Raw genomic sequence first — 22,432 nt, forward strand, 5'->3', positions numbered from 1 at the left:
GGCCACGTTTTCTCGCGGGTTGTTGCCATGGCTGTTGTTCCTCCAGAGTCTCCCCAGGATCGCAATTTTGACGATCTGGCCGAGCGCTTTGAACGCAAAATTTACGGCGGGCTCAAGGGCCGGATTCGCCTGGCGGTGCTGGAGCGGGATTTTGCCCGACAGGTGCCGGTGACGCCCTTTGCGGACTCGGTACCTGCGCGCCCCTGGCGGGTGCTGGACGCTGGGGGTGGTTCGGGCGCATTTTCTTTGGCTCTGGCGCGGGCCGGACACTCGGTGGTGATCTGCGATATCTCCCGCAAGATGCTCGACCTGGCCGCCGACAAGGTGGCTCAGGAAGGACTGGAAGATCGGGTCCAGTTGGTACACGGTTCGGTGCAATCGTTGGGGACGCTTCTGCCCGACGCGCAGCCCTTTGACCTGGTGCTGGCACACGCGCTGATGGAGTGGCTGGCGGAGCCTGAGACCCTGTTGCCGACATTGATGCCCCACCTGTGCCCCGGCGGCTATCTGTCGTTGACCTTCTATAACCGCCATTCGCTGGTGTACCGCAATTTGTTGCGGGGCAATTTTCGCAAGGTGGCGAGCAAGACTTACCGGGGTGATCCACGCAGCCTGACGCCTTTGCATCCGCTCGACCCGGTTGAGGTTCAGGGCTGGCTGGCGATACAGCCGCTTGAGGTGTTGAGTGTCAGCGGCGTGCGGGTGTTCCACGACTACATCGCCGGGCGCGAGATTCTGGAGCGCAGCCCGGAGGATTTACTGGCGCTGGAGGTGGAGTATTCGGATCAGGAGCCCTACCGGTCGTTGGGGCGCTATCAGCATGTGGTGGCGAGGCGGGTTTAGCCCTCAACGGCCTTCAATAACGTCTCTTTGGCATCGTTGATCTTTGCCGCCAGGTAGTCGTTGCCGCCGCGATCGGGGTGCAGCTTCTGCATCAACCGGCGGTGGGCGTCGATGATCATCTCGCGGGTGATTTCGCCGTTCTTGATATTGCCTTTCAATCCCAACACATCCATGGCCTCCTGGGTACTGCTGGAGACGACGGCATTGCCGCCCGCACCGGATTGCTGTTTTTTCTGGCGCCGGGCCTGCCACAGCGGGTAAAGCTGCATCAGCAGGCCCGCGCTACTTTTCACAAACAGGAGCAGGCCGCCGATGGCCGCGCCGATCCAGTGGATGCGTCCGGTGGCGGTCAGCAAGACCAGTACCAGGAAGATGACAATCAGCCCGTATTGCACCAGATACGCCCGCCGTTCCTTGGGCGGCAGGCTGTAATAGCGACGGCGCGCCATAAAGAAGGCGAATATCAGTAGGGCGATACCAATCAGCTGAATCATAGAAGCTCTGTTCGGGGCGGTGGGTGTGCGGCCATTATAACGGTCTTACTGTGTCTGAGAAGTCACAACGAGGTATTTGTCCCCAACCCGAATCGATGCGCTGAACATTGCGAGGTATCTGCCTGTATAATGCCGCCTTTTATCCGCACGAGGTTGTATTGATGGTGACTCCACCGGCTACCGCCGAAACCCCGGCTCAGCGCCTGCCCGCCGAGTGGGAGCCCCAGGATGCGGTTTTGCTGACCTGGCCCCATGCTGGCACCGATTGGGACTGGCTGCTCGACGACGTGCTGCCCCTGTACGAGGCACTGGTGACGGTGATTGTCGACTATGCGGATGTGATCCTCGCCGTGCCCGAGGGCGAGGAGGATGCCATTCGCGCACGCCTGGAGGCCATGACCGTGCCCATGGAGTCGGTGCACCTGTATCCGGTACCGAGCAACGACACCTGGGCGCGCGATCACGGGCCGCTGACGGTGCTCACGCCGGACGGTCCACGTTTGCTGGATTTTGGTTTCAATGGCTGGGGGGGCAAGTTTGCCGCTGAGCTGGACAATCGCATCACCGGCGAATTGTCCGATCGGGGCGCCTTCCCGGGCGCCGAGCGGGCCGAGCAGGACTGGGTCCTTGAAGGTGGGTCCATCGAGGTGGACGGGCAGGGGACCCTGCTTACCACCGAGGTCTGCCTGCTCAACCCCAATCGCAACCCCGGACTTAGCCGCGAAGCCATCGAAGCGCGGCTGAAGGCGGCTTTTGGCGTCCGCAAAGTCAACTGGCTGCGCCACGGGCACCTGGAAGGGGACGATACTGACAGTCATATCGATACCCTGGCGCGCCTGTGTCCGGGCAATGTCATCGCCTACGTGCAGTGCGATGACCCGGACGACAGCCACTATGCCGAGCTGAGCGCCATGGAAGAGGAGCTCAAGGCCATGACCAACGCTGACGGCGAGCCCTATACCCTGGTGCCGCTGCCCTGGCCCGGCGTTCACCTGAGTGAACGGGAGGACGGGGGACGGCTGCCCGCCACTTACGCCAATTTTCTGATTATCAACGGTGCGGTGTTGGTACCGCTGTACGACTGCCCGAGCGACGATGATGCCTTGGAACAGGTCTCGCAAGCTTTCCCGGGCTACGAGATCCTGGGTATTCCCTGTGCTACGCTCATTGAGCAGGGCGGCAGCCTGCACTGTTCTACCATGCAAATTCCTGAAGGAGTTCTCTACGCGCCATGACTGAATTGACTGTGGGCCTGGTTCAGCACGCCTGTACGGCGGATACCCGAGCCAATCTGGATAAATCCATCGCCGGTATTCGCGCCGCCGCGGCCGACGGCGCTGACCTGGTGGTGTTGCAGGAGCTGCACCGGGGCCTGTACTTTTGCCAGCACGAGTCCACCGATGAATTTGATCTGGCCGAGACCATTCCCGGCCCCAGCACCGATGAGCTGGGCGCGCTGGCGAAGGAGCTGGGGGTGGTGATCGTCACCTCCCTGTTCGAGAAGCGTGCCGCCGGGCTCTACCACAACACCGCGGTGGTGCTGGAAAAAACCGGTGAGATTGCGGGCAAGTACCGCAAAATGCATATTCCGGACGATCCGGGGTTTTATGAAAAGTTCTACTTCACGCCCGGCGACCTGGGTTTTGAACCGATCCAGACCTCCGTGGGCAAGTTGGGAGTGCTGGTGTGTTGGGATCAGTGGTTTCCGGAAGGTGCACGCCTGATGGCCATGGCCGGCGCCGAGCTGCTGATTTACCCGACGGCGATCGGTTGGGATCCCAACGATACCGCCGAGGAGCAGGCGCGCCAGCGCGATGCCTGGGTGACCATCCAGCGTGCCCATGCCGTTGCCAACGGCGTACCCGTGGTCAGCGTCAACCGGGTCGGGCACGAGGCCGATCCCAACGGCGGCGCGGGTATCCAGTTTTGGGGCACGAGCTTTGTGGCCGGGCCCCAGGGTGAGTTCCTGTTCCAGTCCGGCACTGAGTCTGAGGTGACCGAGGTGGTCAGCATCGACCTGGCGCGGAGCGAGCAAGTCCGGCGCATATGGCCCTATTTGCGGGATCGGCGCGTGGATCACTACGGCGATCTGCTTAAAATCTATCGCGATTGATCTGTCGTGGGTGCTTGCGGCGTATAAATCAACACATTCAAGGAGTTATCTGATTATGGCATTTCCGAAAGTGGGTAATCTGGCACCGGCCTTCACCCTCAACGATCAGCAGGGCGACAAGGTGAGCCTGAAGGACTTCCGGGGCAAGAACGTGGTGGTCTACTTCTACCCCAAGGCCTCTACCCCCGGCTGCACGGTGCAGGCCTGCGGTATTCGCGACACCAAAGCTGAGTTCGAGGCCCTGAATACGGTGGTTCTCGGGATCAGCCCGGACGAGCCCGCCAAGCTGCAGAAGTTTACGGACAAGCAGGACCTGAATTTCACCCTGCTGTCCGACCCGGATCTTGCGGTGGCCGAAAAGTACGGGGTCTGGGGCCTGAAGAAGTTTATGGGGCGTGAGTTCATGGGGATTTTGCGCACCAGCTTTATCATCGACAAGGAAGGGCGGTTGCAGCATGTGATGGATAAGGTTAAGACCAAAACCCATGACCAGGACGTGCTTGCTTATATCAAAGAGAACCTTTAGCCCTGCCGAGAAGCGGCGTATAGTGGTTTTTTGTTCAAAATGTGATGTTCGTCGTAACGTGGGACACTTTTTTACAAAATCGCCCCTGTATCCTGGCGCATATTACCCTATACTTGGCGTTATATGTTAACGGGCTCTTGGGCGCGCTGGCATTGCGAGGGACTGAGCGGGTGTTGAGGTATGGGTTATCGCCCACTCAGATGAAGAGTCGCCGGAGGCGGCGTTAGTTCTTTAACCGAGTCAAAACCATGCCCTATTTTGGCATAAGGAGAGGCCTGTATGATTCAATTACAGCGTATTCAGGATATGGATCCTGGATTTTCAGAAAACAGCTTTGCAACGCCGGGAATTCGTTCCTACCACGAGTACGTGGAGTTGGCAGAGATACCGCGCACCGACGGTGTGGGTACTGACGTGCTTGAAGCCCTGCAAAAGCGCATTGGCACCCAGTCCCTGGCGATCGACGTGATTGCCCAGGATATGGACATGTCCAAACGCACCCTGCAACGCCGCTTGCAGCAACAGGGTGAGAACTTTGCCCAGTTGCGCGACTCGTTGCGCTTTCATTATGCGATCAAGTTTCTGATTGACCAGCATATGAGTGTCGATGCGGTGTCCAAGGCCCTGGATTTTTCCGATCGCACCAGTTTCACCAATGCGTTCAAGCGCTGGACCGGCCTATCGCCGAGTGTGTTTCGCAAGCTGTTTCGCGACTACGCCTGATCCTTTCCCACTGACGGCCCTGATGGGCCGTCAGCGTTTTTAGCTCTGCATTCAATGTCTTGCGGAACTCTCCTGCCTGTCTTTCGATTGCCTGCCCGGACCAAACAGGGTAGAGTAAACGCGTTTGCAATTCCCCCTGTAACAAGCGACTTAACGACAAGAGGTTAGATTGATGGAGTTTTTGATTCCTGCTGCAATGGCACAAGACGGGGCCGCCCCCCAAGGCAACCCGATGATCACCGTGATCATGTTTGTGGGTCTGTTTGTCTTTATGTGGTTCTTTATTATCCGTCCGCAGCGCAAGCGTCAAAAAGAGCACCAGGCGCTGGTCGGCTCCCTGAACAAGGGCGACGAAATCGTAATGAGCAGTGGTATGCTGGGTAAAATCACCAAGGTGGACGAGGACTACATCATTCTGGACGTGGGCAACAATGTTGAGCTCAAGTTCCAGAAGGTCGCCGTACACGCGGTACTGCCCAAAGGCACCATCAAGTCTGTATAAGGCGCCAGCTTTGGCTGGCCGAGAGCACCGCCTGCGGGCGGTGCGATAACTTTTCCGGTGTGTGATCATGGTCGAATCCAGTGCATCGCCAACGCCCTTTGAAATGCCTCCCCGGCGCGCCTTCGCGCAATTGCCGACCCCCTTGCAACCCCTTGAACGTCTGTCGAGCCAACTCGGTGGTCCCCGACTTTGGGTTAAACGCGATGACCTGACCGGTTCGCTCTTGTCCGGCAACAAAGTCCGTAAACTTGAATTCGTACTGGCTCAGGCGCTGGCTGAGGGCTGCGATACCCTGATTACCTGCGGTGGTCTGCAATCCAACCATTGCCGAGCGACGGCGCTGCTCGGCGCTCAGCTCGGGCTCAAGGTACACCTGGTGTTACGGGGCTTGCGTCGGAGCGGCGTGGTGGACGGCAACCTGCTGCTCAGTCAGCTCGCAGGGGCACAGGTCCATTGTCTGGCCCCGGCACGCTATGCCCTGGAGCGCGATGAGCGTATGGCCGCCATTGCCAGGGAGACCGAGGCGAAAGGCGGTAAAGCCTGGGTGATTCCGACGGGCGCCAGTGACGCCTGGGGCCTGTGGGGCTATATCAACGCTAGTGCCGAGCTGGCCGAGGACTACCGGGCGGCGGGCTTTAGGCCTGACGCCGTCATCTGCGCCACAGGCTCAGGGGGCACCCACGCGGGTCTGACGCTGGGGCACCAGGTCTATTGTCCCGATGTGCCGGTGCTGGGTATGGCGGTGTGTGATGACCGTAAATACTTCCAGCGCCGCTACCGGGAAGATGTGGAGGCCTGGGAGGCCCGTTTTACACCGGCCACCCCCGACGGCGGTTGGCGGGACCCTGAGATCAATGACGCTTACATTGGCCCGGGATACGGGCTCGCCGAGCCCGAGGTCTTTGACACTATCGCGTTATTGGCGCGCACCGAAGGCCTGGTGCTCGATCCGGTATACACCGGTAAGGCCTTTCATGGGTTGCTCCAGGAGTTGAAGGCCGGACGCTTTGGCGGTGCTGAACATCTGGTGTTTGTGCACACCGGCGGCGTCTTCGGGTTGTTTCCGCAGCGCGAACAACTGGCCGACGCATTGGGTTGGTGGCGTCGCTAAGGTTTACCTCTAAACGACAAAGGATGATAAATGGCCTGGCTGAATAACGCGGTGTCGACCCTCAATGGTTGGGTCTGGGGCCCACCCATGTTGATTATGATTCTGGGGACGGGGCTGTTTCTGACCCTGGCACTGCGCTTTTTATCGCTACGGCGCCTGTGGCTGGCGCTGAGCCTGGTCTGGCAGGATCGCAAAGCGGACGATGACAAACTGGGTGCGATCAGTCCCTTTCAGGCGCTGATGACATCGCTCGCGGCAACGGTGGGCACGGGTAATATCGCGGGTGTGGCGACGGCGATCACCTGGGGTGGCCCGGGGGCGATTTTCTGGATGTGGTGCACCGCTCTGGTGGGTATGGCCACCAAGTATGCCGAGGTGGTTTTGGCGGTGCACTACCGGGAGAAGAACGCCGAGGGCGATCCGGTGGGTGGACCCATGTACGCCATCAAGAATGGTTTGGGGCGGCGCTGGCTATGGCTCGGTGGTCTGTTTGCGGTGTTCGGCGGTTTGGCCGGGTTCGGGATCGGCAATATGGTGCAGGTCAACAGCATGGCCGACGCGCTGGCGTCGACCTTTGCTATTCCACCGTGGCTGACCGGTGTAGTGGTAACGGTGTTGGTGGGCCTGGTCATCCTGGGCGGCATTCGCCGGATCGGTCAGGTGGCGGCCTGGCTGGTGCCGTTTATGTGCCTCGCCTATATGGCAGCGACCCTCGTGGTGTTGGGCATTTTTGTGCAGAATATTCCGTCGGCCCTGGCGTTGATTGTGACCCATGCCTTTACGCCCGCAGCCGCCACCGGCGGTTTTGCCGGTGCTGCGGTGATTGTGGCGATCCAGTTTGGGGTCGCCCGGGGGATCTTTTCCAATGAAGCCGGTCTCGGTACGGCAGGTATTGCGCAGGCTGCAGGAACTACGAATAGCCCGGTGCGCTCGGGTCTGATCGGCATGACCGGTACCTTTATCGATACCATTGTTGTTTGCACGATGACTGCACTTGCAATTATTGCATCCGGTGTCTGGGATTCTGGAGCCAGTGGCGCCGAGTTGACGGCCATGGCATTCCGCGCGGCGCTGCCCTCGGTGGGCGCGGAAATTATGACGGTGGCACTGGTGGTGTTTGCGTTCAGTACGCTGTTGGGGTGGAGTTATTTTGGCGAGCGCTGCTGGGAATATCTGGTGGGTCGTAAGGCGATTACACCGTTCCGGGTGTTGTGGGTGGTGGCGATTATGGGCGGGGCTTTGGCGACGCTGGAGTTTGTCTGGTTGCTGGCGGATACGCTTAATGGTTTGATGGCCTTGCCCAACCTGATCGCGTTGTTGTTATTGAGTCCGGTGGTGATGCGTTTGAGTCGCGGGTATTTTTCCGCCCGGAAATAAGAAGGTTTAGGTTGGGTGAAGCGGGCGCGCGTTTGGGCGTGTGGTGCCGCATTGTCGGATTACGCCTTCGGCTAATCCGACCTACTCGAACAATGGCACAATGCACCCAGTAGGTCGGATTAGCGCAGCGTAATCCGACAGAAAATGCCATCAGGCCAGACCAATGGCACAATGCATCCAGTAGGTCGGATTAGCCCGCAGGGCGTAATCCGACAGAAGCAGCACGCCGCCATACCAATGGCACAATGCATCCAGTAGGTCGGATTAGCGCAGCGTAATCCGACACCTGAGGCAGCGGCCTCATCACCATGGACTCCTGTCGCGCCGACCCTGCAAAACCAACGGTTCTACAAACAATTCGCCGGGCGCGGCAACCCGGCAATTTTACTGGCAATACGCGCGGGGCTGGGGGGAAACAGCTGCTGTAAATAAATACTGTTGCCTTTGTCGTCCCCCAAGACCTGCCGGGTGCGCTTTACCAGCGGACGCATGGCCGGGGCGATTTCAAACTCCCGGTAAAAATCCTGTAGCAGCGTAATCACTTCCCAATGGGCAGGACTGAGGGTAATGCCCTCCGCGCGTGCCAACTGCTCCGCAACTTCGGGATCCCAGTCCTCCAGTCGCTTCAAATAGCCATCCTTGTCGGTGGCAATCTCGCGCGCATCCACAATCAACACCACGCTCAATACCAACTCTGCAAGGTTTTGTGCTCAAGGCTGAGGCGTACGAAGCCGCGCTCGTCGGTAACCTGAATGCCGGGCAGCAAGCGAGCCTCCAGGCCGCGAGCCCTGAGGTCACACTCCAGGGCGAACAGGGCGACGCCGCGGGCCAATAGGCTCGCCAGGTCGGTGGCGCACGGGGAGCTGGTGAGGGCACCGTAGACACCGTCTTCGAGCAGTACAATGGCATCCTGATCGTGGCACAGGCGTGCGCACTGACTCAGGGTCGCGTGGTTGAACGGCGACTTGTTGACCGTGTGTAAAGTGCTCATTTCAAAAACTCAGAATGTGGTCCTGACGCGCCCTCAGCGCCTGTACGGCGGCGTCGTCAAGCAGGGTCACGGACTCGAGAATCAGGTCCTCGGGCGACAGGCCACGGGCTTGAAGAGACCCCAAGTGTACATAAATATCCTCAACCTCGTATAGGGGGAGGGCTGGTAGGCTCGCTCCCAGGCTCTTTTGGGCGATACTTCCGGGCGCCTGTCCGACGAGCAGTTGGAAGACCCCGTCGTCCAAAAACAGCAGGCTGATGTGCTGGTCGTAGGCGGCGGCGGTCATTACCGCGTCGAGGGCGTCGCGCGCGACACTCTCCCCGTAGGGCGAATGACGATTGATAAACAGGAGTTGACGGCGCATGGCTCAGGCTCCAAAGGTGATCAGGCGATCGACGTGCACGGCGGCGTCCACCAGTTGCCCCAGGCCGCCGAGTTCAAAGCCCTGAGCGAGGTTCGCGGCCGGTTTGGCATAGCGCTCGGCTTCATCGGCATTGAGTATGCCCCGGCGCAGGGCGGCGGCGATACAGACCAGCAAGTCGACGTTGTGGGTGCGCGCCAGTGTCTGCCAGTCTGCGGTCAGGTCCTGTTCGTCCTGGGGTGGTGCGGCCAGAGCACTGCCGTTGTGTACGCCATCGCGGTAAAAGAATACCCGGTAGAGTTCGTGGCCTTCGTCAAGAAGGGCGCGGGCGAACCGGTAGGCGCTGGCACTGGCCTGGCTGGTATGGGGGGCGCCGTGAACGGCGATGGCAAATTTCATGGGCTGGTCCACAAAAAAGCCCCGACGATGCGGGGCTTGTCTTTCAGGTCTGTCTGAAGCGCTGCCCGGGCTCAGTCGCGCGAGAAACTCATGATCAGGTGCAACAGACTGGAGAAGATGTTGTACAGCATGACGAACAGAGTCACGGTGGCGGAGATGTAGTTGCGCTCACCGCCGTGAATGATCGCGCTGGTCTGCCAGGCGATGATGGCTGAACCGAGCAGCAGGAACATGCTGCTGATGGCCAGTGACATGCCCTGAATCTGGAAAAAGTAGTTGGCGATAGCGGCGATAAAGGCCACCAGAATACCAATGGTCAGGAAGCCGCCCATAAAGGACAAGTCCTTGCGGGTGGTCAGCACATAGCCGGACATGGCGAAGAAAATCAGGGCGGTACCGCCCAGTGCCATGATAATGGGTTCATAGCCGGCGTTGGCAGCGACGTAGTTGATCATCGGGCCGATGCTGAAACCGAGCCAACCGGTGAGGGCAAAGACCCAGAAGAGGCCAGCGGTGCTGTTTTTGGTTTTCTCGACCATAAACAGACAAACGAAGTAGGGCAGTAACATCCACAGGCCGAGGAAGCCGACGTTCATAGCCATGGCGGCACCAGCGGTGACGGCGCTGAATGCCAGGGTCATGGCCAACAGCATGTAGGTGTTGCGCAGCACCCGACTGACCGCGAGTTGTTGCTCGCTGGTGGCCGACTGTGTGTTGTAGAGTTCTTGCATGGCAAATCTCCGTTTTGAGTATCAATGTCTGGGCTAATCATACCTAAGCTGGCCGGGAAAAGCCAAGGTCGTCAGGGGCTTAGACAGGCATTGTGGCAAGAGTTCGCGCATAAAAAAACCGCCGCACTCGCGTGCGGCGGTTTTCTGTATGGCGGAAGGGCAGGGATTCGAACCCTGGGTAGGCTATTAACCTACGGCGGTTTTCAAGACCGCTGCATTCAACCGCTCTGCCACCCTTCCGAACGGGGCAAATTATACATGCCTCAGGCTGTTGCACAAGAGAAAAGGTGAATAAAATCGCGATCTTATTCACCTTTTTCGGTCTGCTCGTGCGTTACCTGAGCATCTTGATCAACGGGTAATCAAGCCTCTTCGTTCTTCTTGCGCGGATCGTTGGTAGGCCGGGCGACGGGGCGCGGCTGATACTCAACGGCGGGCGGCTGGCTGGTGTCCAGTGCCTGCGCCTGAGGGCGTTCGAGGGTCTCGGTGACAATCTCGACCTTGCTCAGCGGTTTCGGGGCCAGGCGTGGATCATTGCTGGCGCGTGGCGCCTTGCCATCAACCTTGGCTTGAGGTGCTGTCGGGGCCGCCTTCGGAGTCGGCGTGACCACGTCTGCCTCAGGCTCGGCCACGGGCTCTGCCTCGACGTCGGCTTCAACAGCACTATCCGCTTGCGCGTCAGCCTGAGCTTTCGGTTGTGCATCCGCTTCGGGCTCGGCTTCGACTTCAGGCTGCACTTCGGCCTGATCTTCAGCTTCCGGGCGCGATGCCAGTCGCGCGGCACGGGCGACAGCGGACTCCGCTTGAACCTCGGCAGCGCTATCGGCAGCGGGGACTACCGGGGCTTCTTCCGCCTCGGGGTCTCCCATGGTTTCGCGCTGAGCGTTGATCGCCTGGTTCACCTGCTCGGCCAATGCGCGCAACTCCTGGGCATTGGCTTCGCGGATTTTGTCGTCATCGGCGTCGGCTACCGGCGCGTCCTTGTTCACTTCCGGCGCGCTGGTTTCCGGTTGCGCCGGAGCAGGTTCTGTCGCCTTGGGCTGCTCAGGTGCTGCATCGCTGGTCTTCGCTTCGGCCTCGCGGCGCGGCTCATTGACCTGACGTTGACTGACCCGAGGCAGAGCCTGACGAGCTTCTGAAGCCTGCTCGGTTTTCGGCTTGGACTCCGGTTTGGAATCCGCCTTGGACTCGGCCTGCTTGGCGCTTTCGGCGGTCTCGCTCCGGGGCGTTTGTGCGGTCTCAGCCTTGGGCTGCTCAGCTTTGGTTGCTTCTTCCTGTGCCTGCGCTTCAATCTCCGCTTCGGCTGCTTTGTTGCCTACCTTTTCCAGATCACGGCCATCGCTTTGATCGCGACGACGACGGCGTTGGCGAGGCTTACGACCTGACGGGCGTTTTGGCGGTTGGTTGTCTCCACCTTGCTCTTGTTCATTGCTTTCAGGCGTACTTTGCGCGGCAGGCTCGTCGGCTTGAGCGACCTGCTTCTGCTTGTCCTTTTCCTGCTCGTCGCGCTGATCCGTGCGATTGTTGTCGCGCGGCTCGTTGCGGTTGGCCTCATTGCCGTCACGACGTCCACCGCGGCGGCGATTGCGTCCGCCACGGCGATTGCCGCCTTCACGGTTTTCGGATGGTTTGTCGCCCTTGTTCTCGGCATTGCCCTTGTTGTCTGCGTTGCCTTTGTTCTCAGTGTTGGCCTTGTTGTCGGCTGTGTTCTGGTCGTCGCGCTTATTGCTGCGGTTGTCGTTGCGGCCTTCGCTGTTGTTGCGACGGCCGCCACGGCGACGGCTATTGTTGTTGCCGCTGTTGCGACCGCCACGTTCGTTGCGACGGCTTTGGTTGCGTTTTTTGGGCGCTTCCTCTTCTTCGCTTTTGAACAACGCCTTGATTGCCGCTATAAGACGCGAGAACAGGCCGGGCTCCGGTTTCGGTGGTGTCGGCTCGGGCGCGGGCTGAGTCGGTGCCGTAGGCTGAACCAGCGGCTGAGCGACCGGCAGCGGTTTGCTGTCGTTAACCACTTCTTCACCGGTGTGCTCGTCCAGACTCACGACAATTTTGTAGCTGGTTTCCAGGGTGCCTTCGTCGTCGTCACGCAAGCGCTGGACTTCAAAGTGCGGGGTCATCATTTCGGCATTGGGCACGATCACAACACGGGTCTTGTTGCGCTGCTCGATGTTGGAAATGGTTTTGCGTTTTTCATTCAGCAGGTAGGTGGCCACAGTCACCGGCGCAATGGCGCGGATCTCGGCGCTGCGCTCTTTCTGCGCTTCCTCTTCCACCAGACGCAGGATGGACAGGGCGAGTGAACGGGTACCGCGAATGGTGCCTTGGCCGTTACAGCGCGGGCAGACCTTGGAGTGTACTTCGCCGAGGGACGGGCGCAGGCGCTGACGGGACATCTCCAGCAGACCAAAACGGGAGATGCGACCAATCTGGACCCGGGCACGATCCATGGCCAGGGCGTCGCGCATGCGGGTTTCCACTTCGCGCTGGTTGCGCACCGGCTGCATGTCGATAAAGTCGATGACTACCAAGCCGCCCATATCGCGCAGGCGCAGCTGGCGGGCGATTTCGTCGGCCGCTTCCACGTTGGTCTGCAGCGCGGTTTCTTCGATGTCGCTGCCCTTGGTGGCGCGCGAGGAGTTAATGTCGATAGACACCAGAGCCTCGGTGACGTCGATCACAATGGAGCCGCCCGAGGGCAGTTTGACTTCGCGCTGGAAGGCGGTCTCGATCTGGCTCTCGATCTGGTAACGATTGAACAGGGGGATGTCGTCTTCGTACAGCTTGACCTTGCTGCGGAAGTTGGGCATGACCTGCTCAACAAAGGTGGAGGCCAGGTCGTAGGCCTCTTTGTTGTCCACGATCACTTCGCCTACGTCCTGGCGCAGGTAGTCGCGGATGGCGCGGATGATGACGTTGCTTTCCTGGAACAGGAAGGCGGGCGCTTTGGCGTCCTTGGCGGCGTCGTCGATGGAGCTCCACAGGTGCAGCAGGTAGTTGAGGTCCCACTGCAGTTCTTCGGCGCTGCGACCGACACCGGCGGTGCGAATGATCACGCCCATGCCCTGGGGCATCTCAATGGCGGACAGGGCGTCGCGCAGCTCGGCGCGGTCTTCGCCCTCAATACGGCGGGAAATACCGCCGGCACGGGGGTTGTTGGGCATCAGGACCAGGTAGCGTCCGGCGAGGCTGACGAAGGTGGTGAGGGCGGCACCTTTATTGCCGCGCTCTTCCTTGTCGACCTGGACAATGACCTCGGTGCCTTCCTTGACCACGTCCTTGATTTTCAGGCGGCCGTCGAGTTCACCGGGGTTCTTGTAGAAGTATTCGCGGGCGATTTCCTTGAGCGGCAAAAAGCCGTGGCGCTCGGCGCCGTAGTCGACGAAGGCGGCTTCGAGGCTGGGCTCGACGCGGGTGATGCGACCTTTATAGATGTTGGATTTTTTGGTTTGGCGATTGCGGTTTTCGATGTCGAGGTCGTACAGCCATTGGCCATCGACCAGCGCAACGCGCAACTCTTCGGGCTGAGTTGCATTGATAAGCATTCTTTTCATGTGTTACCTAGTTGTTGGTTAAGGTGCCCAACAGCCGGGTAATCAATCGGCAGGTACTGCGGTGTTTTGTGCAACCGTATGGACTGGCGCGCTACGATCATCCGCTCGCGCCAGCGGTTGGCGGGGCAGTGTTATCGGCTCAGGCGCTGCCCGGTAGGCACAGTCGCCCCCGGTGGCAGGTGGTCTTGTCGGCTCTGATTAGACAATGCTGTTCCCATTTTTCACTTTAGTCTCGCCCTGAGGCGCCTTGCGCTGCCGCGTGTGGGGCAGGGCGTTGGTGGTTGATCTTGCGGGCGCGTCGGTTGACGACTTCACAGGCGGGGCGGCGTCGGGCTTGAATCAGCGCCGTGCGCGGCCTTTCGTCCTGGCCTAGTGGGCACCGTGCGGGCACCGCAAGCTCCTAAAAGCGATTCTACAAAACACGTACAGAGTACTGGCGATTGGCTACTGGCTTGTGGGCACAATCGTCAAAAGGGGTATTAGCGCTTCATTGCGATAACACCGTTTGTCAGTTCTGGGTAGGTGCCCGGCTTGGATAACTCATCGGTGCAACCTCGGTGCTGTCAGCGGTATTTCCTAGCGACACGCCTCTTACTTTCACGCGTTGTCCGGAAACCTGCCTGTCCCAGCACGCTGGAATATAGCAGTTAAGCCAAGAATCTTCAATGTTTTCGGCTATTTATCGCTCACTGCCGGAGTTTTTTGCGGGGCGTCGGGAGCGGGTATACCTTTCCGGGACACGCCGTGAACCCGGTCCCTGTGGGTCGTCCAGCCGGCAGACGGTCCTGGAAGAGCCTACCCGCTCCCCGACACCGGACTCACCGGCACTGAGTATTTTGCGGTATCATGCCGGGCTATGACATCCCGACCGCATTCATCCAAGTCCCGTGCTGCCCCCAAGCCTCCCGCCAGCTCTGGCGCCATCAGTCAGGTGCAATGGCTGGAGATAGACGCCGATCAGGCGGGGCAGCGCCTGGACAACTTTCTGATGGCCCGTCTCAAGGGGCTGCCCAAGGCGCGCGTCTATAATATGGTGCGCAAGGGCGAGGTGCGGGTGAATAAAGGTCGCATCAAGCCCGACTACCGGCTTCAGGCTGGCGATGTGGTGCGCGTGCCGCCGGCGCGTCTGCCTGAGCGGGCGCCGCCGGCCAAGCCCAGCGACCAGCTGACCCGGCAGTTGCAGGACGCCATTGTGTTTGAGAATGACGGTCTGCTGATCGTCAACAAGCCTCCGGGGCTGGCGGTGCACGGCGGCAGTGGCGTGAGCCTGGGGTTGATTGAGGTGTTGCGACAGATGCGCCCGGAGGCGCGGTTTCTGGAGTTGGTGCACCGGCTCGATCGGGATACCTCGGGCTGCATCATGGTGGCCAAGAAGCGCAGTATGCTGCGCCATTTGCAGGCGGCGTTCCGGAATAAGGATGCCAGTGGCATTCGCAAGCATTACCAGGCCCTGGTGATCGGGGACTGGCCTGCGCGTAAGACCCAGGTCAAGGCGCCGCTCAAGCGCATGGAAACGGCCGCCGGCGATCGTATCGTCAAGGTGCATCCGGAGGGCAAGCCGAGTCTGACACGCTTTAAGGTGTTGCAGGCCTATCCGGGCTTTACCCTGGTGGAGGCTCAACCGATCACCGGGCGCACCCATCAGATTCGGGTGCATGCGCAGTACGTGGGGCACAGTCTGGCCGGGGATGAGAAGTACGGTGATGACGCGGTCAATCGGGCCCTCAAGTCCCAGGGGGTCAAGCGTTTGTTTCTGCATGCGGCGGCGCTGGGCTTTTATCTGCCGGGCGAGGAGCAGCTGACCTGGGTGGAGGCGCCTTTGGCAGAGGATCTGGCAGCGGCGTTGGCGAAGTTTTTGAGGTGAGATGTGTTATTGATTTTTGATTGGGATGGCACCCTGAGCGATTCCACCGGCAAGATCACCCAGGTGATGCAGCAGTCGGCCCGGGATCTGGGGTGGCGGGTGCCCGAGGACCATCAGGTCCACAACATTATCGGTCTGGGACTGCCCGAGGCGCTCACCGAGCTGTTTCCCGAGCATGGCCCGGAGGCCTGGGGTGCACTGCGCGAGCGCTACGCGCACAATTTTGTCACCGAGGACACCGCCCGGCCTTCGGCCTTCTTCCCCGGCGTCATGGAAACCCTGACCCGCCTGCGTGATGACGGCTACACCCTGGCGGTGGCTACCGGCAAGAGCCGGCGCGGCCTGGACCGGATTCTGACGCAGCTGGATCTGGACGGCTTTTTCCACGAGACCCGCTGCGCGGACGAAACCGCTTCCAAGCCTCAGCCCCAGATGCTGGAGGAGTTGTTAGCGCACTTTGGTCGGCCCGCGGGCGAGGCGGTGATGGTGGGTGATACGGAATACGATATGGATATGGCGCGCCGGGTGGCGATGCCCCGGATTGCGGTCAGCTACGGGGCCCACCATATCGACCGGCTCAGACCCTATGAGCCCGCCCTGTGTATGGATGTCTTTGCTGAGTTGGCGGCCTGGGAGCGGCTAGCCGGCTCAGGGAGCTAGAAGCGGGTCGATACCCGCCTGGCGCAACAGCTCGACCAGCGCGATCAGCGGCAATCCGATCAGGGTGCTGGGGTCGCGCCCTTCCATGCGCTCAAACAGCGCAATTCCCAGACCTTCTGCTTTAAAACTGCCGGCACAGTCCAGGGGCTGCTCGCGCGCAATATAGGCGTCGATTTGAGCGTCAGTCAGGGGCAGAAATTTGACCTTGAAGGTCTCGCACAGGGTGTGTGCAGTGTCCCTGCCGGTGTCCAGCAGGCACAGACCGGTGTAAAACGTCTGCCAGCGGCCGCGGGCGGCGCGCAGTTGCGACCGGGCCCGCTCAGGTGAGCCGGGTTTGCCCAGCGGTCGTCCGTCATCCAGGGCGGCGACCTGGTCGGAGCCGATAATCAGGCTGTCGGGGTAAAGCGGTGCGAGAGCCCGCGCCTTGCGCTCGGCCAGGCGGCGGGCGAGGGCGTCCGGCGCTTCGCTGGCTTGGGGGCGCTCATCGACGTCCGGAGAGTGGCACTCGAAGGCCAGTCCCAGACGCTCCAGCAGCTGGCGGCGGTAAGGGGAGCCGGAGGCGAGAATCAGCGGCACAAGCAAAACTCCTATGGCAAATGGGGCGCGAGTCGACCAAATGCCGGTATTTTAGCGGAAAAGCCCATTTGAGCGGCGTTTGTGCGTTTTTTCTTTTGACAGATGCAGGGCAGATCCCTATTATTGCGCGCTTATGTTGAAGACCCCCTCTGACAAGCTGTTACCGCGCCAGGCTGACCCGCGCAAATTTGCGCAGCAGGGCATCACCTTGACCGGTGTTATTCCGGTGGAGAAGCTGCCCCGGATTGCCGATGTGGTAGACGGCGCCCAGAGCCCGGTGCGTGTCACCCTGGCGTTCGGGTTCAGTGAAGAGGGCAAGCGCGTGATGACCAGCCATGTTGCGGCCGAGCTCAATCTCGAGTGCCAGCGTTGCCTGGAGTCGGTAACGGTCCCTATCGAGGCCGAGACCACACTGGCGATCGTCTGGACCGAAGAGCAGGCCAAGGCGTTGCCCAAATACCTGGAGCCCTGGCAAGTGGGCGAAGGGCAGACGGATCTTTACGTGGTGGTCGAAGAAGAATTGTTATTGGCGATGCCTGTCGTGGCTTATCATGAGGAGCCGTGTATCGACGATGCACTGTTCAGTAGTGGCGAGCCAGTGGTAGAGCAAGCGTCGGAAAAGAACCCGTTTCACATTCTGGAGCAACTTAAGGGCTCGCCGAAATCCTGAGGCGCCCCGGCTTCAGTCTTACTTTGTATAGGAGCACATCATGGCCGTTCAGAAAAGCAAGAAAACCCGTTCCAGACGCGGTATGCGTCGTTCACACGACGCGCTGACTGGACCGACTCTGTCCGTCGATTCCACCACCGGTGAGAAGCACCTGCGTCACCACGTGACTGCCGATGGCTTTTACCGTGGCCGCAAGGTCGTGGATACTGGCAACGACGAGTAACATTCCTGCCGCTGGCAGGTCAGGATGCTGACCTCTTGACTGCAGCAATTCGCATAGCGATCGATGCTATGAGCGGGGACTTCGGTCCCCGCAGTACTATTCCGGCAGCGCTGCGGGCGGTTGACGCCTGTCCGCTGCTTGAAATCTCCCTGGTAGGCGATAAAGCCCTGCTTGAGCGAGAGCTTCAGCCCCATTGCGCTGTTCTCCCTTCCCGTTTGCGAATCGTCCATGCACCCGATGTGGTCGCGATGGATGCCGATCCCCTTTACGCCCTGCGTCATCAGCACAGCTCGTCCATGTGGCGCTCCCTGGAGCTGGTCCGTGATGGTGAGGCCGATGGCTGTGTCAGTGCCGGTAACACCGGCGCGCTGGCGGCCATGAGCCGCTATCTGCTGAAAACCTTTGACGGCGTCGACCGGCCGGCGATCTGCAAGTCCATGCCAGTCGAGGTGGGCGATTGCTATATGCTTGATCTGGGCGCCAATCTGGTGTGCACCTGCGAGCAGTTGCATCAGTTCGCCTTGATGGGTAGTGTGCTTGCTGCGGCGTCAGGTGTGACATCGCCCAAGGTGGCCCTGCTCAATATCGGGGTTGAGAACGGCAAGGGTACACCGTTGGTGCAGGCCGCAGACAGAGCGTTGCGCGCTGATGCGCGATTGAATTATACGGGCTATATTGAAGCTAATAGCCTTTATAGTGGCGCCGTGGATGTGGTGGTGTGCGATGGACTCTCGGGCAATATCGCGCTCAAGGCAAGCGAAGGTGTGGCGCGGCTGATTGCCAGGAAGGTGGAGCACCATCTTTCCCGCCGCTGGATCTACCGTATGCTGGCGCTGGCCCTGCGCCCGGCATTGCGCCGATTGCGCGCAGAGCTGAACCCGGGCAGTTACAACGGCGCGAGTTTTTTGGGTTTGCGCCGCACCGTGGTGAAAAGTCACGGCAGTGCGGACCCGGACAGTTTTTTCCAGGCGCTGCAAGTGGCCCGTGAGCAAGTCGCGCGCGATCTGCCCGGGCTGATTCGGCAACGTTTGCACAGCGCGTAACGGACGACCTATTTTCGATACGTTAGTTGATAAACCAAAAGAAGAGCACATATGACACAAGACAATCTTGCTTTTGTTTTTCCGGGGCAGGGCTCCCAAAAAATTGGCATGCTCGCAGATCTTGCGGCGAACTATCCGGTGGTCACCGAGACCTTTGCCGAGGCCTCCGAGGTGCTGGGTTACGATTTGTGGGATCTGGTACAGAATGGCGACCAGGATGCGATCAATTTGACCGAGCGTACCCAGCCCCTGTTGTTGACTGCCAGCGTTGCAGTATGGCGCGTCTGGCAAGTTCAGGGTGGTGCGCAACCGGCGCTGATGGCGGGGCACAGCCTGGGCGAGTGGTCCGCGTTGGTGTGCGCCGGTGTGGTCGCGTTCAAAGATGCCGTGAAACTGGTGCAGCAGCGCGGCAAATTTATGCAGGAGGCTGTGCCCGCTGGCAAGGGCGCTATGGCAGCTATTATCGGTTTGAGCGACGAGCAGATTGTCTCGGCCTGTGAGCAGGCGGCGGAAGGTGAAGTGGTCTCTGCGGTCAACTTCAACTCTCCCGGCCAAGTGGTGATTGCCGGGGCGGCGGCGGCAGTTGATCGCGCCATTGCGCTGTGCAAAGAAGCGGGTGCCAAGCGCGCTCTGGCTTTGCCTGTGAGTGCGCCCTTCCATACGGCACTGATGCGTCCGGCGGCGGATAACCTGGCGGCACAAATTGAAGCGACCGAATTTTCGGCGCCGCAAACGCCGGTGGTGCACAATGTGACTGCCCAAACGGAGCAGGATCCAGCGGCCATCAAGGCGCTGATGATTGAACAGATTTACAGCCCGGTGCGTTGGGTCGAGTGCGTGCAAACTTTGCAGGCTAAAGGCGTGACGACTACCGTAGAGTGTGGCCCTGGAAAAGTATTGTCCGGTTTGGCCAAGCGCATCGATAAAAGTCTTAATGCTCTGTCCATGGAAACAGCGGACGAGGTGCAAGCGGTTTTGGAAAACGCCTAAATCCTTTGAGGAAAAGTCATGTTTAAATTGGACAACAAAGTGGCTGTTGTGACCGGTGCCAGTCGTGGTATCGGCGCCGCCATTGCGGATCAATTGGGTGCAGCCGGTGCTGTGGTCATTGGAACGGCCACCAGTGAAAATGGTGCACAAAAAATTTCTGAGCGCCTGAAAGAAAACGGCATTACCGGTGTCGGTATGGTGCTCAACGTCACCGACGCTGACTCGGTCGCGGCACTGCTGAAAGAGGTTCAGGCGCAGTTCGGAACGCCCGAGATTCTGGTTAACAATGCCGGGATCACCAAAGACAATATTTTGATGCGCATGAGCGAAGATGAGTGGTTTGATGTGATCAATACCAATCTCAGCTCGATTTACCGCTTGAGCAAAGCGGTGCTGCGGGGCATGATGAAAAACCGCTGGGGCCGCATCATCAATATCAGCTCGGTGGTGGGTTCCATGGGCAATCCGGGCCAATCCAATTACGCCGCCACCAAAGCCGGTGTGTCCGGGTTTGCGCGCTCCCTTGCGGCTGAAGTGGGTTCGCGTAATATCACCGTTAACACCGTTGCACCGGGTTTTATCGATACCGATATGACCAAGGGGCTGCCGGACGAGCAAAAAGCGCAGTTATTGGCTAAGATTCCCTTAGGGCGTCTGGGTAAACCGGAGGAAATTGCGTCTGTGGTGGTCTTTCTGGCCAGCGATGCCGGCGGTTACATCAGCGGTGAAACTATTCAGGTCAATGGCGGCATGTATATGTCGTGATGGCCGAGATGCCCCGGCAGGCGCTGTCGGGGTGTTGGAAAGGGCTTGCTGAACAATCGCAAGTGCCTGTTTTTGCTGGTTTTTTGCGAAACTTTCCAAGTTTTTTGGTTGGACGCATTACAACCGGGTTAAATTCGATGTAAAATGCGCGTCGATTTTGGCCGTAGCAAGTTCAGGAGCCTTACCCGGCTCGGATCGGGGAACGGCTCGTCGATACTACCTACTAGGAGTTTATATAAGTCATGAGCAGCATTGAAGAACGCGTTAAAAAAATCGTTGCTGAGCAACTGGGTGTAAAAGAAGACGAAGTTAAGAACGAAGCTTCTTTTGTTGAAGACCTTGGTGCCGATTCTCTGGATACCGTAGAGCTGGTAATGGCTCTGGAAGAAGAGTTTGAAACCGAGATTCCGGACGAAGAAGCCGAGAAGATCACCACCGTTCAGTTGGCCATCGATTACATCAATGCCAATCTGGCGTAAGTTGCTGGCAAGCTGATTGCCAAACTTCCCGAAGCCGTATTATTGAGAAATAGTACGGCTTTTTCTTTTGGGCCGGGTGCTACTCAGCCCAGCTATTGGTTGATATTGGCCCATAGTGGCAGCCAATAGTCGCTATTTATAGTTGCGGAGTAACAGACGTGTCGCGTAGAAGAGTTGTGGTAACCGGTTTGGGGATGGTGAGTGCACTGGGTAATACCGTTGCCGATACCTGGGACGGTATTGTTAACGGTAAGAGCGGTATGGCACCGATCACGCAGTTTGATGCCTCGGCCTTTACCACCCAGTTCAGTGCCTCGGTGAAGGATTTTTCCGTAGAGGGCTACTACCCGGTCAAGGATGCGCGCAAGATGGACCCCTTCATCCAGTTCGGGATGGTGGCCGGTATCCAGGCCATTCGCGATGCCGGCCTGGAAGTGACCGAGGAAGACGCCCCACGCATGGGTCTGTCCATCGGTTCAGGTATTGGCGGTATCGGCTCCATCGAAGACGGAACCCATACGATTGATACCAAGGGGCCGCGACGGATTTCGCCCTTTTTTGTGCCCGGTGCCATTATCAACATGATTGCCGGTAACCTGTCGATCATGTATGGGATGCAGGGTCCGAACATCGCCATTACCACGGCCTGTACTACCGGTACCCACAGCATTGGTTTCGCCGCACGTATGATCATGCATGGCGAAGCCGATGTCATGGTCGCGGGCGGTGCCGAAATGGCGACCACCCCGGTGGGCCTGGGCGGCTTTGCCGCGGCACGGGCACTGTCCACACGCAACGACGACCCGAAGGCCGCGAGCCGCCCCTGGGACAAGGACCGGGACGGCTTTGTGCTGGGCGACGGCGCGGGTGTGCTGGTACTTGAAGAATACGAGCGCGCCAAGGCGCGCGGCGCCAAGATCTACGCCGAATTGGTGGGCTTTGGCATGAGCGGCGACGCCTACCACATGACCTCGCCGCCGGAAAACGGCGCCGGCGCTGCGGCCTCCATGCGCAATGCGGTCAAGGATGCGGGCATTCCGGTGGACGCGATCAACTACATCAATGCCCACGGTACCTCGACCCAGGCGGGTGACCGCGCCGAGTGTCAGGCGGTGAAATCGATTATGGGCAGCGCCGTGGATCAAGTGGCGGTGAGCTCTACCAAGTCCATGATTGGCCACCTGCTGGGCGCCGCCGGTGCGGTGGAGGCGATCTTCAGTGTGCTCGCGATCCGCGACCAGGTCGCGCCGCCGACCATCAACCTGGACAACGTCGATGAGGACTGCCGGGGCGTCAACCTGGTGCCCCATACGGCCCAGGAGATGGCCATCGACGCGGTCTTGTCCAACTCCTTCGGCTTTGGCGGTACCAACGGCTCACTGCTGTTCCGCAAGGTGACCTGATCCGCACGCTGTCGACGCTAACGCCGACCTGAGGTAT

At 59.7% G+C, this 22,432-nt stretch carries 25 protein-coding genes and 1 tRNA gene; 17 read left to right on the forward strand and 9 right to left on the reverse strand.

All coding sequences use genetic code 11. The annotated features are described in order from the left end of the window. Positions 1–27 precede the first annotated feature (27 nt). Positions 28–843 (forward strand): methyltransferase domain-containing protein, encoded by an 816-nt coding sequence (locus tag DKW72_RS03000; protein WP_111640811.1) that lies wholly within the window; start codon positions 28–30, stop codon positions 841–843. Here the strand turns inward: DKW72_RS03000 and DKW72_RS03005 are convergent. Then, on the reverse strand, positions 840–1,337 hold the full coding sequence (locus tag DKW72_RS03005) for a J domain-containing protein (protein ID WP_111640812.1): 498 nt from the start codon (positions 1,335–1,337) through the stop codon (positions 840–842). The genes DKW72_RS03000 and DKW72_RS03005 overlap by 4 nt on opposite strands. A gap of 161 nt (positions 1,338–1,498) precedes the next feature. Here DKW72_RS03005 and DKW72_RS03010 point away from each other — a divergent pair, with 161 nt between their 5' ends. From DKW72_RS03010 to DKW72_RS03040, 7 genes are all read left to right on the forward strand, one after another. Next, positions 1,499–2,572, forward strand: a complete 1,074-nt coding sequence (locus tag DKW72_RS03010) for an agmatine deiminase family protein (RefSeq protein ID WP_111640813.1) — start codon at positions 1,499–1,501, stop codon at positions 2,570–2,572. Next, positions 2,569–3,450 carry a carbon-nitrogen hydrolase gene (locus DKW72_RS03015; protein ID WP_111640814.1) on the forward strand — a complete coding sequence of 294 codons (882 nt, stop codon included), beginning with the start codon at positions 2,569–2,571 and terminating at the stop codon, positions 3,448–3,450. Before DKW72_RS03010 ends, DKW72_RS03015 begins: the two co-directional genes overlap by 4 nt. Before the next feature lie 55 nt (positions 3,451–3,505). Beyond that, positions 3,506–3,976, forward strand: a complete 471-nt coding sequence (bcp, locus tag DKW72_RS03020; protein WP_111640815.1) for a thioredoxin-dependent thiol peroxidase — start codon at positions 3,506–3,508, stop codon at positions 3,974–3,976. 279 nt (positions 3,977–4,255) lie between these two features. Beyond that, entirely contained in the window at positions 4,256–4,699 is a 444-nt protein-coding gene (locus tag DKW72_RS03025; protein WP_111640816.1) for a helix-turn-helix domain-containing protein, read from the forward strand. Between the two features lie 172 nt (positions 4,700–4,871). Next, the gene (yajC, locus tag DKW72_RS03030) at positions 4,872–5,201 is read left to right on the forward strand and encodes a preprotein translocase subunit YajC (protein WP_111640817.1); all 330 of its coding nucleotides are present in this window, start codon (positions 4,872–4,874) and stop codon (positions 5,199–5,201) included. 67 nt (positions 5,202–5,268) lie between these two features. Continuing rightward, the gene (locus DKW72_RS03035) at positions 5,269–6,312 is read left to right on the forward strand and encodes a D-cysteine desulfhydrase family protein (RefSeq protein ID WP_232522293.1); all 1,044 of its coding nucleotides are present in this window, start codon (positions 5,269–5,271) and stop codon (positions 6,310–6,312) included. Between the two features lie 30 nt (positions 6,313–6,342). After that, entirely contained in the window at positions 6,343–7,689 is a 1,347-nt protein-coding gene (locus tag DKW72_RS03040; RefSeq protein WP_111640818.1) for an alanine/glycine:cation symporter family protein, read from the forward strand. Between the two features lie 347 nt (positions 7,690–8,036). On the opposite strand, the gene DKW72_RS03045 is transcribed toward DKW72_RS03040, so the two are convergent. The 7 genes from DKW72_RS03045 to rne all read right to left on the reverse strand — a co-directional run bounded on the left by DKW72_RS03045 (position 8,037) and on the right by rne (position 13,722). Continuing rightward, on the reverse strand, positions 8,037–8,375 hold the full coding sequence (locus tag DKW72_RS03045; RefSeq protein ID WP_408631097.1) for a TusE/DsrC/DsvC family sulfur relay protein: 339 nt from the start codon (positions 8,373–8,375) through the stop codon (positions 8,037–8,039). After that, positions 8,372–8,680, reverse strand: a complete 309-nt coding sequence (gene tusB / locus DKW72_RS03050) for a sulfurtransferase complex subunit TusB (protein WP_111640819.1) — start codon at positions 8,678–8,680, stop codon at positions 8,372–8,374. Before tusB ends, DKW72_RS03045 begins: the two co-directional genes overlap by 4 nt. A gap of 1 nt (position 8,681) precedes the next feature. After that, positions 8,682–9,044 carry a sulfurtransferase complex subunit TusC gene (gene tusC, locus DKW72_RS03055; RefSeq protein ID WP_111640820.1) on the reverse strand — a complete coding sequence of 121 codons (363 nt, stop codon included), beginning with the start codon at positions 9,042–9,044 and terminating at the stop codon, positions 8,682–8,684. A gap of 3 nt (positions 9,045–9,047) precedes the next feature. After that, the gene (gene tusD / locus DKW72_RS03060; protein WP_111640821.1) at positions 9,048–9,440 is read right to left on the reverse strand and encodes a sulfurtransferase complex subunit TusD; all 393 of its coding nucleotides are present in this window, start codon (positions 9,438–9,440) and stop codon (positions 9,048–9,050) included. A 71-nt stretch (positions 9,441–9,511) separates the two neighbouring features. Then, positions 9,512–10,171 carry a Bax inhibitor-1/YccA family protein gene (locus DKW72_RS03065; RefSeq protein WP_111640822.1) on the reverse strand — a complete coding sequence of 220 codons (660 nt, stop codon included), beginning with the start codon at positions 10,169–10,171 and terminating at the stop codon, positions 9,512–9,514. 149 nt (positions 10,172–10,320) lie between these two features. Further along, positions 10,321–10,411 (reverse strand) — tRNA-Ser (locus DKW72_RS03070). Positions 10,412–10,533: 122 nt separating this feature from the next. After that, positions 10,534–13,722 carry a ribonuclease E gene (rne, locus tag DKW72_RS03075; protein ID WP_111640823.1) on the reverse strand — a complete coding sequence of 1,063 codons (3,189 nt, stop codon included), beginning with the start codon at positions 13,720–13,722 and terminating at the stop codon, positions 10,534–10,536. A gap of 856 nt (positions 13,723–14,578) precedes the next feature. On the opposite strand from rne, the gene rluC reads away from it, so the two are divergent. Both rluC and DKW72_RS03085 read left to right on the forward strand, forming a co-directional pair. Then, the gene (rluC, locus tag DKW72_RS03080; RefSeq protein ID WP_111640824.1) at positions 14,579–15,586 is read left to right on the forward strand and encodes a 23S rRNA pseudouridine(955/2504/2580) synthase RluC; all 1,008 of its coding nucleotides are present in this window, start codon (positions 14,579–14,581) and stop codon (positions 15,584–15,586) included. 3 nt (positions 15,587–15,589) lie between these two features. Beyond that, a complete protein-coding gene (locus DKW72_RS03085) occupies positions 15,590–16,246 on the forward strand; it encodes an HAD-IIIA family hydrolase (RefSeq protein WP_111640825.1) in 657 nt (218 codons plus the stop codon). Here the strand turns inward: DKW72_RS03085 and DKW72_RS03090 are convergent. Continuing rightward, positions 16,235–16,822 carry a Maf family protein gene (locus tag DKW72_RS03090; RefSeq protein WP_332835782.1) on the reverse strand — a complete coding sequence of 196 codons (588 nt, stop codon included), beginning with the start codon at positions 16,820–16,822 and terminating at the stop codon, positions 16,235–16,237. The two genes, DKW72_RS03085 and DKW72_RS03090, sit on opposite strands and share 12 nt — an antisense overlap. A gap of 133 nt (positions 16,823–16,955) precedes the next feature. Between DKW72_RS03090 and DKW72_RS03095 the strand changes: the two genes are divergently transcribed. The 7 genes from DKW72_RS03095 (at position 16,956) to fabF (ending at position 22,395) form a co-directional block, all read left to right on the forward strand. Beyond that, complete coding sequence (locus tag DKW72_RS03095) at positions 16,956–17,492, forward strand: YceD family protein (RefSeq protein WP_111640827.1); 537 nt, start codon at positions 16,956–16,958, stop codon at positions 17,490–17,492. A gap of 40 nt (positions 17,493–17,532) precedes the next feature. Continuing rightward, entirely contained in the window at positions 17,533–17,715 is a 183-nt protein-coding gene (rpmF, locus tag DKW72_RS03100) for a 50S ribosomal protein L32 (RefSeq protein ID WP_111640828.1), read from the forward strand. 35 nt (positions 17,716–17,750) lie between these two features. After that, positions 17,751–18,758, forward strand: a complete 1,008-nt coding sequence (gene plsX / locus DKW72_RS03105) for a phosphate acyltransferase PlsX (protein ID WP_111640829.1) — start codon at positions 17,751–17,753, stop codon at positions 18,756–18,758. A gap of 51 nt (positions 18,759–18,809) precedes the next feature. Next, positions 18,810–19,748 (forward strand): ACP S-malonyltransferase, encoded by a 939-nt coding sequence (gene fabD / locus DKW72_RS03110; protein WP_111640830.1) that lies wholly within the window; start codon positions 18,810–18,812, stop codon positions 19,746–19,748. 18 nt (positions 19,749–19,766) lie between these two features. After that, the gene (fabG, locus tag DKW72_RS03115; RefSeq protein WP_111640831.1) at positions 19,767–20,513 is read left to right on the forward strand and encodes a 3-oxoacyl-ACP reductase FabG; all 747 of its coding nucleotides are present in this window, start codon (positions 19,767–19,769) and stop codon (positions 20,511–20,513) included. A 242-nt stretch (positions 20,514–20,755) separates the two neighbouring features. Then, positions 20,756–20,992: an acyl carrier protein gene (gene acpP, locus DKW72_RS03120; protein WP_007640684.1), complete on the forward strand. Its 237-nt coding sequence runs from the start codon at positions 20,756–20,758 to the stop codon at positions 20,990–20,992. 158 nt (positions 20,993–21,150) lie between these two features. Beyond that, the gene (fabF, locus tag DKW72_RS03125; protein WP_111640832.1) at positions 21,151–22,395 is read left to right on the forward strand and encodes a beta-ketoacyl-ACP synthase II; all 1,245 of its coding nucleotides are present in this window, start codon (positions 21,151–21,153) and stop codon (positions 22,393–22,395) included. Positions 22,396–22,432: the final 37 nt, after the last annotated feature.

This window comes from Marinimicrobium alkaliphilum, from assembly GCF_003259155.1.
GTDB classification, from domain to species: domain Bacteria; phylum Pseudomonadota; class Gammaproteobacteria; order Pseudomonadales; family Cellvibrionaceae; genus Marinimicrobium_A; species Marinimicrobium_A alkaliphilum.

Coding starts and splice junctions, on each gene's coding strand:
- DKW72_RS03000 (WP_111640811.1), top strand. CDS start 28: ATGGCTGTTGTTCCTCCAGAGTCTCCCCAGGATCGCAATTTTGACGAT.
- DKW72_RS03005 (WP_111640812.1), bottom strand. CDS start 1,337: ATGATTCAGCTGATTGGTATCGCCCTACTGATATTCGCCTTCTTTATG.
- DKW72_RS03010 (WP_111640813.1), top strand. CDS start 1,499: ATGGTGACTCCACCGGCTACCGCCGAAACCCCGGCTCAGCGCCTGCCC.
- DKW72_RS03015 (WP_111640814.1), top strand. CDS start 2,569: ATGACTGAATTGACTGTGGGCCTGGTTCAGCACGCCTGTACGGCGGAT.
- bcp (WP_111640815.1), top strand. CDS start 3,506: ATGGCATTTCCGAAAGTGGGTAATCTGGCACCGGCCTTCACCCTCAAC.
- DKW72_RS03025 (WP_111640816.1), top strand. CDS start 4,256: ATGATTCAATTACAGCGTATTCAGGATATGGATCCTGGATTTTCAGAA.
- yajC (WP_111640817.1), top strand. CDS start 4,872: ATGGAGTTTTTGATTCCTGCTGCAATGGCACAAGACGGGGCCGCCCCC.
- DKW72_RS03035 (WP_232522293.1), top strand. CDS start 5,269: ATGGTCGAATCCAGTGCATCGCCAACGCCCTTTGAAATGCCTCCCCGG.
- DKW72_RS03040 (WP_111640818.1), top strand. CDS start 6,343: ATGGCCTGGCTGAATAACGCGGTGTCGACCCTCAATGGTTGGGTCTGG.
- tusB (WP_111640819.1), bottom strand. CDS start 8,680: ATGAGCACTTTACACACGGTCAACAAGTCGCCGTTCAACCACGCGACC.
- tusC (WP_111640820.1), bottom strand. CDS start 9,044: ATGCGCCGTCAACTCCTGTTTATCAATCGTCATTCGCCCTACGGGGAG.
- tusD (WP_111640821.1), bottom strand. CDS start 9,440: ATGAAATTTGCCATCGCCGTTCACGGCGCCCCCCATACCAGCCAGGCC.
- DKW72_RS03065 (WP_111640822.1), bottom strand. CDS start 10,171: ATGCAAGAACTCTACAACACACAGTCGGCCACCAGCGAGCAACAACTC.
- rne (WP_111640823.1), bottom strand. CDS start 13,722: ATGAAAAGAATGCTTATCAATGCAACTCAGCCCGAAGAGTTGCGCGTT.
- rluC (WP_111640824.1), top strand. CDS start 14,579: ATGACATCCCGACCGCATTCATCCAAGTCCCGTGCTGCCCCCAAGCCT.
- DKW72_RS03095 (WP_111640827.1), top strand. CDS start 16,956: ATGTTGAAGACCCCCTCTGACAAGCTGTTACCGCGCCAGGCTGACCCG.
- rpmF (WP_111640828.1), top strand. CDS start 17,533: ATGGCCGTTCAGAAAAGCAAGAAAACCCGTTCCAGACGCGGTATGCGT.
- fabD (WP_111640830.1), top strand. CDS start 18,810: ATGACACAAGACAATCTTGCTTTTGTTTTTCCGGGGCAGGGCTCCCAA.
- fabG (WP_111640831.1), top strand. CDS start 19,767: ATGTTTAAATTGGACAACAAAGTGGCTGTTGTGACCGGTGCCAGTCGT.
- acpP (WP_007640684.1), top strand. CDS start 20,756: ATGAGCAGCATTGAAGAACGCGTTAAAAAAATCGTTGCTGAGCAACTG.